15 protein-coding genes are annotated in these 15,302 nt (G+C 36.1%); 2 read left to right on the forward strand and 13 right to left on the reverse strand.

Annotated elements, in window-relative coordinates; genetic code table 11:
* Positions 1–93 precede the first annotated feature (93 nt).
* From BMX24_RS19660 to BMX24_RS19685, 5 genes are all read right to left on the reverse strand, one after another.
* Complete coding sequence (locus BMX24_RS19660) at positions 94–909, reverse strand: hypothetical protein (protein ID WP_089795914.1); 816 nt, start codon at positions 907–909, stop codon at positions 94–96.
* 306 nt (positions 910–1,215) lie between these two features.
* A complete protein-coding gene (locus tag BMX24_RS19670; RefSeq protein WP_089795919.1) occupies positions 1,216–1,548 on the reverse strand; it encodes a transposase in 333 nt (110 codons plus the stop codon).
* Positions 1,549–1,594: 46 nt separating this feature from the next.
* Complete coding sequence (locus BMX24_RS19675; RefSeq protein WP_089796082.1) at positions 1,595–2,026, reverse strand: transposase; 432 nt, start codon at positions 2,024–2,026, stop codon at positions 1,595–1,597.
* 96 nt (positions 2,027–2,122) lie between these two features.
* Positions 2,123–3,478, reverse strand: coding sequence for a hypothetical protein (locus BMX24_RS21395; RefSeq protein WP_228404935.1), 1,356 nt, complete (start codon positions 3,476–3,478; stop codon positions 2,123–2,125).
* Between the two features lie 302 nt (positions 3,479–3,780).
* A complete protein-coding gene (locus tag BMX24_RS19685) occupies positions 3,781–5,412 on the reverse strand; it encodes a helix-turn-helix domain-containing protein (RefSeq protein WP_089795921.1) in 1,632 nt (543 codons plus the stop codon).
* A gap of 496 nt (positions 5,413–5,908) precedes the next feature.
* On the opposite strand from BMX24_RS19685, the gene BMX24_RS19690 reads away from it, so the two are divergent.
* A complete protein-coding gene (locus tag BMX24_RS19690; protein WP_089795923.1) occupies positions 5,909–6,931 on the forward strand; it encodes a M23 family metallopeptidase in 1,023 nt (340 codons plus the stop codon).
* An 86-nt stretch (positions 6,932–7,017) separates the two neighbouring features.
* Here the strand turns inward: BMX24_RS19690 and BMX24_RS19695 are convergent, their stop codons facing one another.
* The 4 genes from BMX24_RS19695 to BMX24_RS19710 all read right to left on the reverse strand — a co-directional run bounded on the left by BMX24_RS19695 (position 7,018) and on the right by BMX24_RS19710 (position 9,843).
* Positions 7,018–7,668, reverse strand: a complete 651-nt coding sequence (locus BMX24_RS19695) for an NAD(P)-dependent oxidoreductase (protein WP_089795925.1) — start codon at positions 7,666–7,668, stop codon at positions 7,018–7,020.
* Positions 7,669–7,724: 56 nt separating this feature from the next.
* Positions 7,725–8,135 carry an Rrf2 family transcriptional regulator gene (locus BMX24_RS19700; RefSeq protein WP_089795928.1) on the reverse strand — a complete coding sequence of 137 codons (411 nt, stop codon included), beginning with the start codon at positions 8,133–8,135 and terminating at the stop codon, positions 7,725–7,727.
* Between the two features lie 65 nt (positions 8,136–8,200).
* On the reverse strand, positions 8,201–9,151 hold the full coding sequence (locus BMX24_RS19705; protein WP_089795930.1) for a hypothetical protein: 951 nt from the start codon (positions 9,149–9,151) through the stop codon (positions 8,201–8,203).
* 257 nt (positions 9,152–9,408) lie between these two features.
* Positions 9,409–9,843 (reverse strand): FKBP-type peptidyl-prolyl cis-trans isomerase, encoded by a 435-nt coding sequence (locus BMX24_RS19710; protein ID WP_089795932.1) that lies wholly within the window; start codon positions 9,841–9,843, stop codon positions 9,409–9,411.
* 215 nt (positions 9,844–10,058) lie between these two features.
* Between BMX24_RS19710 and BMX24_RS19715 the strand changes: the two genes are divergently transcribed.
* Complete coding sequence (locus tag BMX24_RS19715) at positions 10,059–11,057, forward strand: catalase family protein (protein WP_089795934.1); 999 nt, start codon at positions 10,059–10,061, stop codon at positions 11,055–11,057.
* A 168-nt stretch (positions 11,058–11,225) separates the two neighbouring features.
* On the opposite strand, the gene BMX24_RS19720 is transcribed toward BMX24_RS19715, so the two are convergent.
* From BMX24_RS19720 to BMX24_RS19735, 4 genes are all read right to left on the reverse strand, one after another.
* On the reverse strand, positions 11,226–12,275 hold the full coding sequence (locus BMX24_RS19720) for a TerC family protein (protein WP_089795936.1): 1,050 nt from the start codon (positions 12,273–12,275) through the stop codon (positions 11,226–11,228).
* 168 nt (positions 12,276–12,443) lie between these two features.
* Positions 12,444–13,055, reverse strand: coding sequence for a TerD family protein (locus tag BMX24_RS19725; protein ID WP_089795938.1), 612 nt, complete (start codon positions 13,053–13,055; stop codon positions 12,444–12,446).
* A 108-nt stretch (positions 13,056–13,163) separates the two neighbouring features.
* Entirely contained in the window at positions 13,164–14,108 is a 945-nt protein-coding gene (locus BMX24_RS19730) for a hypothetical protein (protein ID WP_089795940.1), read from the reverse strand.
* A 15-nt stretch (positions 14,109–14,123) separates the two neighbouring features.
* Entirely contained in the window at positions 14,124–15,296 is a 1,173-nt protein-coding gene (locus BMX24_RS19735; RefSeq protein WP_170835760.1) for a toxic anion resistance protein, read from the reverse strand.
* Positions 15,297–15,302: the final 6 nt, after the last annotated feature.

Consider the following 15,302-nt stretch of genomic DNA (forward strand, 5'->3'; position numbering starts at 1 on the left):
AGGTATTGTTATAAGAATAAATTTATTTTTAACCAGCTTTAGAGAACAGTTTAAGCTGGAGCATTTTGCTATATCAGAATAAGAAATTAAAGTCTATTGCACTCTTTTTAAAGAAATTCCTATAATCGTATTGGAAGCAACAGTGGTGTATGCAGCATCTGTGGAATAGGCAACAATAGACATTCTGTAATATTTACCGTCTGAGAAAAGAATTTCTACAAGATCCTGCTCCATATTGGTATTATTGGTATTCAGCCAATCGTCACCGTCAATCGGGGTGCTGTAATAATTGGGAAGAATAGTCATATTCGGTGAGTTTTGCAGAGGATTTGAGGTAGATAAGGTGGCATACGAAATAATCACATTACTCGTATTGGTATTATAGAATCTCGGCCTCAGAACACTGTTGTCTCCTCCTAATATATCCAGCCTAATACCTTCGAACAGCGGGAGGTCAGCAGGATTTACAAATTCTGAGAGGGCTTTTCTGGTTATGGTTCCAATGTTGGTAGCGAGCCTTCCTGTCATCTGATTTTTGCTGGTGTTACCTGAGTTATTTTGAAATGTTCCGGGTACTACGAACCTATACCCTCTTTCTTCTCCTATCTGAAAGTCGCCGCCACCATCTGCGATGCTCAATCTGGTCCATTTTGCTCCATCCCAGTAATAATAGCCTTTGGTAGTCAATGTTCCGGCTCCTGTATTATAGACAAAAAGTCCTGTTGCGGGAGAGGGAATTGTGATAACGTCCGTGGTAGAATTAAGCGCAATACGCGGAGGCAGAAAACCTTTGTTGATGGAACTGACATCCAACATGGCCGACTGATCAGGATTTGAAGTATTAACCCCCACCTGAGCGGAAGCTGTGACACCAATTGCAATGATCATTGCAGATAAAGTTTTTTTCATAATATTTGTTTTAAATTAAAAATTGCAGATTTATGTTGTAAGTAGAAATACACTGAAAGACTTAAATAATTCACACAGAAATGAATATTTATCCAATAAAGCCAAGTCTCATGGTAATTTCCAGAGCGTTTTTATACAATTTGAAAATTATGATATAGGCTTAAAATTTTATATGAAATGTTCTTATTTTGCTGAGAAAAACGCTTCCTGCCTTTAACAGGAAGCTACCACTAACTAAATTGCATTAAACATAACACGATTATTTTTTAATCTTTATTATCAGTATTCTCTTAAAAGCCGGTTACCTTATAAGATAAATTTTCTTTTCCATTTGGTAACCGTATTTCTGCTGAGGTTGAAATGGCTGGCCAATTGTGCATTGGTGTACTTCCATTTTTTCTGATAGTCTAATATCTGAAGTATCGCTTCCTTGTCGTACGCGCGGTGATTTTGATTGAAACCTGATGTTTCTCTATCTTCTCCTTCATGATTAAAAAGAAGCTTGTTGAGCGTGATCACTTCCAATACGGATAATTTCTCTTTAGATAAAATAGAACTGTATTCTTCCTTTCTTTCAGGATATTTTTCATTAATGAGATCCGTATAAATTCTTTTATAATCCGGTTCTGATTTTTCCATAGTTTTTAGTTTTATCATGATTATTTCCTTGGATTTTCTTTATCCATCATTTCTTATACTTGGCAATCCATTTGTAAAGGGTGGTTTTAGGGATCTTATATTCATTCATGATCTGAGCTTTTGTCATTTCTCCCTTACTGATCTTATTCAGAATAAATTCTATGATTTCTTTTGTATAAATATTTTTCCGGAATTGCGGTAATGATGATGCGCTTTTCTTCTCAGATATATGGTTATAATCCCGGGAAGACATCGGAGCATACAATATCAAATGCTGTGAATAAAGCCTGAAAAAATCATAATCTAACAGTTTAGACCATCGAAGCAGCATTTTGGCTTCAAGATCATCAGACTGATACATCTTCAGGATTTCTTCTTCGGTAGTATTGAAAAAATTACAGATACGATCCATTTCTATCCCACTCTCAACAACGCCGCTTTCTATTATTGCCCCGATGTTGATCTCTTTTAAATCCATTTTCATTTATAAATTATTCTTCTTCATGAAATAAGAGATGATACCGTTCATTAATCTTTAAAACTGTTTCTTATTGTTTGATTTCAGCTTACTTTTTTACTGAAATATCCTTGTTATAGACAGGGATCCATGCACCATCGTATTATTGGTTGTGGCAGTACATAAAAACATTGGTCTTATTTTATCTCCGGCATTCAGGGTTCCTGTCCACAACAGTGCGTTTCCGTTATCCACTGTTGTACTCGACATATTTGATCTTGTATCTCTTAGTATAATATTCCAATTTGCTCCTCCGTCCGTACTTTTTTGAAAATAAGCCATCACAAACCATGAAGTAGCACTATTATCAGGTACTACATGGTTGTTCGAGGTCTGCATATTGATCATATAAAGTCCTCCTGCTCCGCTTGGAACGGTAAAAACATTGCTTGTCCAGGCATTCATCAAGTCTATATTTTCTACCGTAAACTGCCCTACCACACTGGTACCTCCACTTACATTTTGGGTTCCGGAAACATTGGCATTTACTAATACCTTTTGCGTTCCTGCCTCGCTCGGCAGACCGTTTACATATCCCAAAACACCATTAGCATCAGCTACTACGGTTCTGGTAGCAGTAAATGTCTGATCCTGTGAAGATGATGGACTTCCGTCCGGGGTTGTGGAAATAGCGTTTGTGGCACCGTTGGCGGGAAGATATCTCAGCCGGGTATTACCTCCGTTATTGTCAAATTTTTCTGTGGGATTATCTGTATTGATTCCTATGCTGCCATCTCCCGTAATATAAAGCCTTTGCTGCGAGGGTAGTCCTCCTCCGGGGCTGGTTCTGAATTCTAAAACAGACGGATTAACATTTCCATTTGCAGTAATCATCAAACCATTACTGTCTCCGGATGTTGATATTTCGGCATAATTATCTGCGAATGTATGCAGGGTAAGATTGGTAGATAATCCGTTGGCATTTACATCGGCACTATTTACTTGTATCATTGCATAATCTGTAAGTCCAATTTGTCTTAATCCATCATCAGAAAAGTTGGTTTGCTGCTCATTTCCTTCAAATGAAAGACTTTTTCCGTTGAAGTTTAATTTCCTGTAATCGGTCAATGCTCCGTCAGAATTGTAGATATTGGTATCTTTTGTTGTTGCCACCCATTTCGTCCCGTTAAAATAATAGTAGCCCGTCGCGGTCACATCTATGGTTTGGTTAGCGGGAGCAGTATCAGCAGCCGTCACATAAACCAATGCGCCTGTCTGAGCAGTGGTATAGGTTTTTCCACGGAGTTGAACGCCTGTTAATCTGGGTGCTATAATACCGTCCAGTTTTGTTGTATTGGTCGGCATTCCTGTTACATCTAATGTTGCCTGCGGTGTTGGAGTTCCTATTCCAACCTGAGAGAACAATAACGTGCTTGCAATCATTGCAAATCCTGTTGTAAATTTTTTAGTCATGTTTAAGGTTTTTACTGTGCAGAAACTTTGTAAAATTTGAAAAGTTCTTCGACAAAAGTATCAACTCTCAGGATAGATCTGAAGGAATAAAGGAGAGGATTTCAGTTATTAATCTGCTAAGAATTTTAATTTAAATAACTGATTTTCAGTGTGTCTTTTTTGTAAATCAATATTTTTGGATTTGATTTAATTTTTTGATCATTTTTCACTATTTCATGATATTTCTATAAATAAAAACTGTATTGCAAAAAAAAATTCCGGTCAAAAGACCAGAATTAAAAAGTAATTTATGATTAATGATTTTATGTATTTTTTTCATCAATTGTCAACTGATTGATGAAATAGGACGGTGTTACCCCGGTTTCTTTTTTGAAAGCCGCTGCAAAAACTTCTCTGGAGGCAAACCCACAATATTCGGCCAGATAAGTGATTTTATATTCCCGAAACACAGGTTCTTTATACAATAATTCTGTGATACGGTGAATCCTCAGTCCATTGAGATAATTATTGACATTTTTACCTTTATACTGATTAATAATTTCCGAAAGATACCGCGGATTGGTGTCAAGAGAATTTGCCAGATAGGAAAGATTCATCTCTTTTTTAAGAAACTTTTCAGATTTTTCAAACTTATCCAGTTTTTGGAGGATGGTACTTATTGTATTATCGTTGATATTCAGGATTTTTTCGAGATTTAAAGCTGGTTGGTTTGGCATCACCTCAACAGAGGTTTTGTTCTCTTCATTTTTCAGCTCCGATATGATATTCTCGTATTTTGTATGAAGTATTTTTTGATTTCTGCGCCATAGCAAAAATGTGAGTATACCCAGGATAAGAATTCCAGCTCCGATTATTGTTAAAATGTTGATCAAATTACTTTTATGATCTTTTTCTTTTTCCTGAACAATATTTTTAACAGGGTCATTGATTGCTATTTCCTGAGCATCAAGAATACTATCGTTCAGCTTCATATAAAGCTTGGTATATTTTGCAGAGTTTTGTAAATCTCCTTTATTTGAATAGGATTCGTATAATACTTCAAAAAGATCTCTTCGTATTTGCGGTTTACTGTCGCTTTTTTCCAGAATGATCCCTTTCTGAGCATACGCAATGCAGCTGTCATATTCTTTCTCATCATATAAAAGCCACGACATTTCATTATGAACAATGAGCGGAGCATCTTTTATGATGTTATATTTTTTACAGATATCCAATGCTTTATGAAAATACTCTTTCGCTTCCTTTGTCTTTTTCTCCCGATTACTCGTTACGCCCAAATTCAGGTAAAGAAATGCCAATGAAGAGTTTTTTCTACGTTCAATGTCCTTAGAATCGTCAATTTTTTGAAGCGCCTCAAGTTCTTTTTGATAATATTTTTTTGTAAGCCCCGGAACCGGAGATTTATTTCGCATAGCTTCCAGGAAAGCCAGATCAGCATATATCACTCCTAAAAAAAGATATTTTTTATTGCCATCCTTCATCTTGTTGTTGTACTTAAGTGCTTCATTCAAATAATTCAGACCTTCATCTACCAACCCAAGATTGGAATACGCAGCACCTAAATATGTGTAATGTAGACAGCTCAAATCATCCCTCTTTATTTTCTTTATTAATACTTCGTTTTCTTTACTGACTATAATTGCTTCTTTAAATTTTCCAAACGAACTCAATTTGTTCATTATAATTAAGTTGCATCCAAGTACTCCTAAATCGTAGTGAATTTCCGCAGCTCGTTTTTTTAATTCCTTTGCCTTATTAAGCAGCTCTTTAGGATTTGCAATATCTTCTGCCTCCAGTAAATTATTTATTTCTTTTTTAAGAGATTCCTCCGTTCTATTTTGTTTTTTTGCCGGGTCAGAACAAGAAACTGTAAAAAACAGTAATAGAAAATAAACTAAAAATAGTACAGGTTTTCGCATATCAATTGAGTTCATGGTTTATTTTTTTGATTCAATAGTTGATTTAAATTTTACACTTAATACTTTATTACCATTAATTAAATCAATAAAAAATCAACAACAAGTGATTTTTTTATCCCGTAAATATACATTCAAAGTTTGAAAATTTTATATTAAAAAAGAAAAGCTTCTTATTTTCCTCTATCTCAAACTGATAAAAACTAACCTCTACCAAATAGTCCCTGTTTAAAAGAAATTTTATCAAATTTTTATTGCCAAAATTCAATCGATTTTAATAATGGACATCGTATTTATATCGAAATCCGGAAGAATGGGCAATAAAAATGAAGATTTACTGTTAATAATTGATAATAAATGTGAGGAAAAAATGACATGAATAAATGACTCTGTGATGACATTTAAATAAAAATGAAGAAATTACACTGTCTATTTGTTAAAAATAATACCCAAAATTTATTTTTATTAAATTTGCACCTTTAAAACCGTTTTGTAATATACTAAGAGAAGAAATATGAAGAAATTTCTAAGCAGCAAAAGGAATGTAAATCTCCTTCTGGGAGGACTTTTACTAGTAGTTTTTGCCCAAGGCATTTTCATCGCAAAATTGTATTCTGAAAAGGATGACAAAAATTACGAAGTGAACCTTGTAAAAATAAACACTGAAAAAGACAGTGTAGATTACTTAAAAATGAAAACAGATCTTACATTAGTAGATCAAACCGTAGCGCAACTGAATTCTTTCCTGAAATCTAAAGATGTTTCCAGCGAAAAAGTAGCAGTACTGAGCAAAGACAGTATTTCGAATTCCGTTTACCTGGCAAAACAGGCCAACAGATACAGCCAATACCTGATGGATCTTCAAAACAAACTGATGCAGGTTCCTTTGGGAATGCCGACTGACGGATATATTTCATCCAACTTCGGGATCAGAAAAAACCCGATTCCATTTAAAACTGTTTTTGCATCCGTAAAATCCGGTGCAGCCACAGAATCTAAACCAGCTGCTGCAGTTGCTTCAAAACCTGAAGTAAAAGCTGAACCGGTAGAAAAAATAATTGAAGTGACCGACAGCTATGGAGAAAAAAGACAGGTAAAAGTAATGGTAACGCCAAAAGCAGCTCCTGCTGCTCCGGCTCCAACAGCTAATTCATCTACAAAAGCCATCGCTTCCAATACAACCAAACCAACCGAAAAAAATAATGCTCCGGCTGAAGCTGACCAAATGCAGTTCCACAAAGGATTGGATATCGCCGTTCCTTTCGGGTCTGACGTGATCGCAACGGCTGCAGGAACTGTGATTTTCTCAGGACAAAAAGGCGGATATGGAAACTGTGTGATTGTTTCTCACGGAAATGGTTTAGCAACACTTTACGGGCATTTATCCCAACTCGTAGCTAAAGTAAATGATAAGGTAAAAGTGGGTCAGGTAATTGCAAAATCCGGGAACTCAGGACGTTCTACAGGACCTCACCTTCATTATGAAGTACACAAAAACAATACTCCGGTAAATCCGAAGTTGTTTATGAATTTATAAAATAATTTAATCTGTATAGATTTCGGGGGGCTCGTCTTTGACGAGCCCCCCGAAATTTTAAATATATCTACGAAAAAATTAGTCATTTAATAAGCAGCGGTAAAACGCTCACGAATGTGATTGTTCTGTTCAAGTTCATCTACCAAAACTACCGCTACATCTTCCACAGAAAGAATACTTCTTCCGTTTTCATCAAATACCGGATTGTCTAAAGCCGTTCTGTATTTTCCAACTCTTACGCCTGCAGTTCCCTGATGCATTTCGATTGCGGGACTGAAGAATGTCCAATCCAACGTTTTATTTTCTTTAATTTTATTTAAATAATCTCTGGCCGCCGTCGCTCCTGCTTTATATTCTGCCGGGAACTCCGGAGAATCCACCAATTGGTTTCCGTCGATATACAAGCTTCCCGCTCCACCTACGGTAATAAATCTTTTCACACCGGATTTTTCAACGGCTTTTTCGATATTTTCTGATCCTTTTAAAAAGTCATCATACAAATTCGGATTCGTCCAGCCTGCATTAAAAGCACTGATTACCGCATCACTTTCCTTTAGCACATTGGCAAGTTCATCAACATTATTTACATCAACACTTTTTACTTTTACCTTTTCATTTTCATGTACTTTTGAGGCATCTCTTACGATGGCTTCCACTTCATACCCTCTGTTTGCCAACTCTTTCACTACCTGTGCTCCTACAAATCCTGTTGCACCGATTACCGCTACTTTTTTCATATAATTTTATTTTATTTAATTGTAATAAATATTGTTACATTTATAGTCAAAAAATTTTAGCTGAATTGATCACTGAATTGCTTCAACGACTTATTCCCTAAAAAATTTAAAACCAATTGATCCATTTCATCATACAATCCGTTCAGATGATTATTGATTTCCCTTCCCACCGTACAGGCCGGATTCGGATTCTGATTTTTCTTTCCTAATACTTCCGTGTTCTTTACAGCAAGATAAATCTCAGAAATACTTATAGAATCTGCATTTTTGGTCAATTGGCTCCCTCCTACTTTTCCCTGTCGGCTTGTAATGAGGCCAGCTTCCCTTAAAATGCTCAATTCTTTACGAACAATGACAGGATTTACATTAATGCTTCCAGCGATCCACTCGGAAGTAAGCCATTCCTGTGGACTTTGCGCCAATAAGGTCATGATATGTATCGCCGTAGCAAATCTTGTATTGTTCATCTTAATTATAATGCAAATATAAATAATTTTTTAATTGTAACAAATTTTATTACATTAAATTTTCATTAAAGGATCAGCCTATCCAAATCCAACAATAAATAATTGATATTCTGATTGATCGTGCGTGTTGCCGACTGCATCTGATTCAGCATGGCAGCGCGATTGTGAAGATCATCCGAACGGTAAAATCCTCCATCACTGAAAATTACTGATTTATCCGCTGCTTTCAAATCATTGTCAAACTGAAAATGAAGCCACCTTTTCTTAATATTCTGGATAATCGGTTTTCCATCTTTAGTAGAGAATTTTTTTTCCGTATACATATACCATACGAAAGGCGGGAAATTCGTAGATTCAAGTTTTTGTTTCCAAATATCCCTCAACAGATTTCGTGAATGAATAAATTCCACCTTCTTCCCTTTCGGGTTTAAGGTCGCTAATCCAAAACCGGCTCCCAGAACCCCTCCGCTGATGTCAATCGCATTGCTCCAGCCGTTATCCTGCACAATTCCGCCCGCCACTGAAGCTGCAGCACCCGCAACAATAGAATACAGAATCAGTTTGTTATTTCTGGAATCATTCAGGTTGTCGACATAGTTTCCGATTTGTGCCACCCTTTCACCTTCACAATCAAATTCCGCGGCTACAGCATCCAATTCCGTTAAAGCAATGGTTATTTTACTATTGATTTTGCTTTTAAGCTGTAAAACTTTCACCTGAGATTCTAGTGAGGTGTCTTTTTTAAGTTCCATGATCTGATGCACCTCATCCAGATTATCCAATGCATTTAAAATTAAAATACTTTGATCGGAAAACAATCCTTTCAGATCGTGGTTTGCAGCAATGATGGAATCTGAGTTGTAAGACGGAAATTTATTGACATAATTATATTGAAAAGGAGCCTTGCAATAACTGTCTTTCAGGGTAAGAATATTCTGCTTGATAACCTGGTTTTTCTTTGAAACACAGGAAATCAAGAGACTGAAAATTGCTAAAAAATAAAGTAGTTTCTTCATTTATATGCTTTACTTGATGTTGGTAAACGCAAAGACGTAAAAGAAATAATATGTTAAACTATTTAAGGCGTAACGATTTTATCTTCGATAAAATTTAGCGTTATATTACCTGCTGAAAATCTTCGATTTTCCTGCGCTTTAAAACATAATGCAATAAACGTCTTTACACCTTTGCATTTGCCAACATTAAATATACATAAATAAAAAAAATTTACCCGAAATACGGGTAAATTTTTAAGCTATTTTTAAGTTTTATTTTATTTGATTTCCAGCAGTTCCACTTCGAAAACAAGTGTACTGTTGGGTCCGATTTCTTTGCTGATCTGTTGATCTCCGTAAGCCAGATGCGGAGGAATGATCAGTCTCCATTTGCTTCCGACAGGCATTAGCTGAAGTGCTTCCGTCCATCCTGCAATCACTCTGTTTAAAGGAAAAGATGCAGGTGTCCCTCTTTTTACAGAGCTGTCAAAAACCTTTCCGGAAATTGTTGTTCCGTGATAGTGGCATTTTACTGTAGACTTCGGTCCCGGCTTTTCACCGTCTCCTTCCGTGATGATTTCGTACTGCAAACCACTTGGCAACTGAACTACACTTTCTCTCTTGCCATATTCTTCCATGTATTCTTTGCCTTCTTTAAGGTTTTTCTCTGCCAATTCTTTTTTACGTTTAAATAACATATCTGCTACTCCCATAATTGATATTTTTTACAAAGATAAGATTTTAGAGCCGGAAGATGGAAGTGGTGAGATGGAAGTTTTAATTTTGATTGATTCAATGATTTTATTTTCAATGGATTAAGCTTACATATTCTTACTTCCCGCTTCCAGCCGAGAAAAGTTCAAATATTTTTAATATTAAGTTAATAGCAATTCCGATACTTGGCGTTATAATTGGATTTAAAAACTAAATGCCACATCCACAAAAATATAATAAGAAATACGATAAGCTGACCGATGAGGAAAAAGAACTCCTTGAAATCAGCAAAAACAGCATTACAGATTTTGTTGAGCAGTCAAGTTCTGTCAGCGACGTTCATTATGCTACCAGAAATGCCCATGCAAAGACCTATGCCGTCGCAAAGGGAGAATTTCTCATTGATAAAAATGTTCCGGAAGAGCTTCAACAGTTTTTTGATAAGGAGAAATATGATCTCATCATCCGTTTTTCGAACGCCCATCTGAAAATTAATAAAGGTAAAAAAGATATTCCCGCGTATGGTTTTGCGGTGAAGATCAAGGACGAAAGCGGTGATCTGATCGCCAATTATCCTTTGGTGAATTTCCCGTTGTTTCCCATCAATTCTGTGAGTACGTTTTTGAAATTGTTTACTTCCGTCAACCGTTTTTTTGTAAAAAAATGGAGTTCATTTTCATTAATGATGCAAATCTCAAAGGTAATTCCTTCAACATTTACCGGCTCATTCTTAAAGAATATTTTTAAGCTTTGGAGAAAAAGAAACGATTTTATTTTATCATTTGATTATCATTCTGTCGGTGCTTACCGATTGGGAGAAAATATGATTAAAATTAAATTAAGTCCAAAATCCGTTGATAAAAATTTTAATAAAAAACTAAAAACAAAAGATGCACTTTCAAATTATCTTAAAACAAATGATTTTAATGCTGATGTACTGATTCAGATTTGCTATGACCTGAAATATCAGCCCATCAATAAGCTCAATGTAGAATGGAAACATTCACCTTACCTAAAAATCGGGGAAGTGAAGATCGAAAAAAATTCGCTTCTCGATCCGAATGCCTGTGATAACGAACTGCTTTCTTTCAATCCTTTTGAAAGTAAACCTTTTTTTCAGCCTGTCGGGAAAATTCAGAAACTTCGCGATGAAGCATATAAGATTTCTCTGCAGACGAGACGGAAAATTAATAAGCTGTTGAAATATAAGTGAGGGGCGAGATGCGGGTTACGGGATTCGAGGGTTTGAGGGTTTTGGAGTTTGAAAGTTTTTTTAATAAGAAATTACAATATCATTTCGAGGGAAGGAGAAATCTTTAATTTTAACGAAAACAAAAAAGGCTCTACACATGGTAAAGCCTTTTTTATTTTGATTTTAATATTACTCTTCTATTTTTTTGTCGTCGTTATCTCCGGTCACTTTTTCAGGGAATAAAACCGATAAAAGAACTGAAATTACAAGTACTCCCCCTACAATTCCCAACGAAATCGGTGAAGGAATGTGAATCCATGGAGCAATTAACATTTTAACTCCGATGAAGGCTAAAATAATGGCCAATCCGTAAGGTAATTTGCTGAACATATGAATAAAATTCGCCAACAGAAAATACAGTGATCTAAGTCCTAAGATCGCGAAAATATTCGATGTATAAAGGATAAACGGATCATTTGAAATCGCAAAAATCGCAGGAATAGAGTCTACGGCAAACAGTACGTCTGTAAACTCGATCACCGCAACGACTACCAACAGCGGTGTTGCCATTCTGATTCCGTTTTGTATGGTGAAGAATTTGTCTCCGTCATAGTTGTCTGAAACTTTCCAGAATCTTTTCACCAACTTCGCTCCGGGTGTATCGCCAAAGTCTTCATTATCATCATCTTCGCCTTCACCCCATGATTTAATTCCGGCATATACCAAGAATAATCCAAAGAGTGTCATAACTACATTGATCTTCACAGCATGTCCGAAAATATTCATTTCAGGAAGGTAAGTAAGATTAATAAGTCCGATTCCGGCAAAAATAAAGATCGCCCTGAAAACCAGCGCCCCAATAATTCCCCAGAAAAGAACTTTGTGGTGCAGGCGTTTCGGAACTTTGAAGAAGCCAAAAACGAGGATAAATACGAATAAATTATCCACCGAGAGCGCTTTCTCGATCCAATACGCCGCCTGATACTGCGTGAATTTTTCTACCGCCAATGCATGACTTCCGGCTCCTCCGTCTGTATTGTAAACCCAATACACCACTCCGGAAAAGACCATAGACAGCGAGATCCATACAATTGACCAGATGGTAGCTTCTTTGGAAGAAACTTCGTGACTTTTTTTATTGAAAACTCCTAAATCCAGAAGCAACATGATAACGACCGTTATCGCAAATCCCCAAACAAGACCGGGATGAAGGTCTAAAATACTAGTATTTTGTTCCACTTTTATATCTGTTATTATATGATAAAAGCAATAGCTGTACAGTGTACAAGTATTGCCGATTTTTATTTTTTTGAAAAATCTGATTTCAATAGTAAATAAGTTTTGGCTAAAGCCGAATTGGAAACCTATTTTTTTGAACGGGCTAAAGCCCGCTTCTATTGAACGATTTTACAAGTATTTCTGTTTTACAGTTTCTATGGTTTCCTGTAATTTTCTGTCAGCGGTAGGATCTCCGATTGCGTTGAATTTCCACTCTCCGTTTCTCTTGTAGAAAACACCCATCACCATTGCAACATGCCCTCTGAAAGATGCATCGTTGGCAATATCATATTTAGCGAAAACTTCTCTTACATTCGTAGGCGTTCCTTCGTAAATTCTGATAGAAGCGAAAGGAATTGTTCCGAAATCCTGTCCTTTGTAGCTGTTTAGAACCAAAGCAACATGCTCTACATTAGGTTCAAGATTGCTGAAATCTACGGTGATCACTTCATTATCAAGACCGTCGTCTCCGTTTACATCACCTGTTAAATCGTCTCCGCTGTGTCTTACAGAACCGTTTTTTGATTTTAAATTGCCAAAGTAAATAACTTCCGTCGCGTTTTTATTTGAATCATATAAAATACAGCTTCCATCCAAGTCTACTGCTTCTCTCGTAACTCCACCGAAAAAACCTTTTTTCTCGATTGCTCCCCAGTTGATCCCTACACAAGCCTGTGTAAGAGTTGTCCCGTTTTCTTTCGTAAGGTTAATTCTTTGACCTTTTTGTAAGTTAATAGCCATCTTTTTATGTTTGTTATTTATTATTTTTTTTAAGTGATTCAACTAATAATTAAATTAGCCTTTTCATTCTATTAGACCAACTAGCTTGGCTGCTAATTTGTCTTTTTATTAATTATTTAAATTTAAATTCAACATGGCGCGAAGAATATTCGTTTCTTCATTCACGTCGAATATTTTGCTCATAATATCTATACTTTCGAGATTTCGAAGATAGTCTTTTAAAACAGGTTCTACATCATCGGGCAATTTCCGTTTCCTTTCGTGGATGGTTTCTTCCAACTCTTCATTTTTCTTTTTCAACTGATTGATAATCGAAATCTGGTTGGATTCATTTTCGGAAGTATTTAAATAAGATAATTCATCATCGATTAAATACATTCTCTTTTCCTCTACATTAAATATAAAATGTTCATTTGATTGAAAAATCTTAAACAATTCATACTCATTCCTCTCAATTCTGTAGCCACACACAAAACGAACTTTAAACTGCTGTATATTCAGCTTGCCCAGCAATTTTCGCTCGATCGAATAATCCTGATACCGGTAAGAAGGAACCGAATGCGCTTTCAGTTTGCTTTCATCGGCATCCGTTCTGTAAAATTCTGCTGCGTATCTTTTTTGAAAATACAAAACATCATTCCAGTTCAGGGTAAATTTATCCTCCGTAAGATCTTTATACAGATTCCTCAGATGCTGGGAAAATATACCGCTGTAGATCTTCCTGTCTGTTTCAAAACTGTCGACTTTCTTTTCTTCAAAAGCCTCAATGTATTGATTATTAATATTAATCTCGTTAATAACAGCCAACAGATCGTTTTCCTTTTTCTTTTTGATTTTGGTCAGCAATTCTATTAAACTGTCGGTGTACTGAAGGTGAAAAAGCTCTAATTTGTTATAATCCAGCGTTTTATTTTCTTCGAAAAGTTTGTGTATGATATCCGTCTTGATATAGATCGAGATTATATCAACATTTTCAAAAAAATTCGAAAGAAGCTTAAGTTTCGTTAATCTTCTTTTGCTTTGTGATAGTATGCTTACAGCTTCATCATCCACCTTAGTCCTGTATTATTAACTTCTGATATTTGCTTTTAGTTCGTGTTCCAATGTCTGTAAATCCTGATCCAGCTTTCTTCTGTTTTCAGCGCCCTGTTTTTGGATCTGTTTTACTTCATTTAATGTACTGATCAACATATTGGTGGTTTCTCTCAATGTTTCGGCAGAGACAATGGTCTGTTCGTTGGCTCTTGCAACATTTCTTGAGTTTTGCCCCAGACGTTCGGCATTTTTTCTTAAAATTTCTTCCGTTGTAGAAGATACTTTCTGCTGAATTTCAATATTCTGCTGCTGTCTGTGCATCGCAACCGCCAAAGAAAGCTGGTTTTTCCAAACCGGTAACGTCGTCGTTAAAATAGTCTGTGCTTTCTCAGCGATCGAAACGTTGTTATTCTGAACCAATCTGATCTGCGGAAGAGACTGCATCATAATCAGACGAACGACTTTAAGATCGGCCATTCTTCTGTCTAATCTAGCAATGAAATCTCTTTTGTCAGCAATTTGATAATCTGCATAATTCTGAACATTCGTTTCCATTTCCGCCAATTCCTGAGATGCTTTTTCCATTCTTAAATTTCCTGCAATCACAAGATCTTCAATTTGTTTGATGGAATTTACATTGCTGTCGAAAATAGTCTGCAACACCGCATTATCCTTAGAAGAAGTGATAATTCCAGCATTTACCTTATGTGAAATCTGATCAATATTATTAACGATTTTGTCGTATTTAGCAAAAAGATTTTCAACCTGCGTCATTACCTTTTTCATGAAAGGCAACTTGCTTAAAAAACCTTTTACAGGATTTCTGTTGTTGATTTCATCAACATCTACATAGTTTAATTCGACTAATAAATTGTTAATCAATTCACCTACTTCACCAGAATTTGATCTTCTTACGTTTCCTAAAAAGCTGTCACTCTGATTGGCCAGCGTTTTTTGAAGATCTGCACCGAAATTCACGATGGATCCCGGGTTTGTTTCATCGATAGCATTGGCCATCGTTTCGTATTTCTGACGCTCCTCTACCTGCAATTGGTTAAGGTTTACATTTCCGTCCCTGTCTACAAGAACCGCTGGAGCCGCATTTTGAGCTGGCTGAGCCGGCGGAGTCATAGAAGTTGGTTCAAACGTTTTCAAAGGTTCGATTGACCCAAGAGGATCTATTGGTTGATTTTCCTGATTATCCATGATACA

The sequence above is a fragment of the Chryseobacterium wanjuense genome (assembly GCF_900111495.1).
GTDB lineage: Bacteria > Bacteroidota > Bacteroidia > Flavobacteriales > Weeksellaceae > Chryseobacterium > Chryseobacterium wanjuense.

Excerpts from the sequence above, each read along its gene's own strand:
- BMX24_RS19670 (WP_089795919.1), bottom strand. The coding sequence starts at position 1,548 with ATGGAAAAATCAGAACCGGATTATAAAAGAATTTATACGGATCTCATT.
- BMX24_RS19695 (WP_089795925.1), bottom strand. The coding sequence starts at position 7,668 with ATGAAAAAAGTAGCGGTAATCGGTGCAACAGGATTTGTAGGAGCACAG.
- BMX24_RS19735 (WP_170835760.1), bottom strand. The coding sequence starts at position 15,296 with ATGGATAATCAGGAAAATCAACCAATAGATCCTCTTGGGTCAATCGAA.
- BMX24_RS19690 (WP_089795923.1), top strand. The coding sequence starts at position 5,909 with ATGAAGAAATTTCTAAGCAGCAAAAGGAATGTAAATCTCCTTCTGGGA.
- BMX24_RS19660 (WP_089795914.1), bottom strand. The coding sequence starts at position 909 with ATGAAAAAAACTTTATCTGCAATGATCATTGCAATTGGTGTCACAGCT.
- BMX24_RS19675 (WP_089796082.1), bottom strand. The coding sequence starts at position 2,026 with ATGGATTTAAAAGAGATCAACATCGGGGCAATAATAGAAAGCGGCGTT.
- BMX24_RS19710 (WP_089795932.1), bottom strand. The coding sequence starts at position 9,843 with ATGGGAGTAGCAGATATGTTATTTAAACGTAAAAAAGAATTGGCAGAG.
- BMX24_RS19715 (WP_089795934.1), top strand. The coding sequence starts at position 10,059 with ATGCCACATCCACAAAAATATAATAAGAAATACGATAAGCTGACCGAT.
- BMX24_RS19705 (WP_089795930.1), bottom strand. The coding sequence starts at position 9,151 with ATGAAGAAACTACTTTATTTTTTAGCAATTTTCAGTCTCTTGATTTCC.
- BMX24_RS21395 (WP_228404935.1), bottom strand. The coding sequence starts at position 3,478 with ATGACTAAAAAATTTACAACAGGATTTGCAATGATTGCAAGCACGTTA.
- BMX24_RS19685 (WP_089795921.1), bottom strand. The coding sequence starts at position 5,412 with ATGAACTCAATTGATATGCGAAAACCTGTACTATTTTTAGTTTATTTT.
- BMX24_RS19700 (WP_089795928.1), bottom strand. The coding sequence starts at position 8,135 with ATGAACAATACAAGATTTGCTACGGCGATACATATCATGACCTTATTG.
- BMX24_RS19725 (WP_089795938.1), bottom strand. The coding sequence starts at position 13,055 with ATGGCTATTAACTTACAAAAAGGTCAAAGAATTAACCTTACGAAAGAA.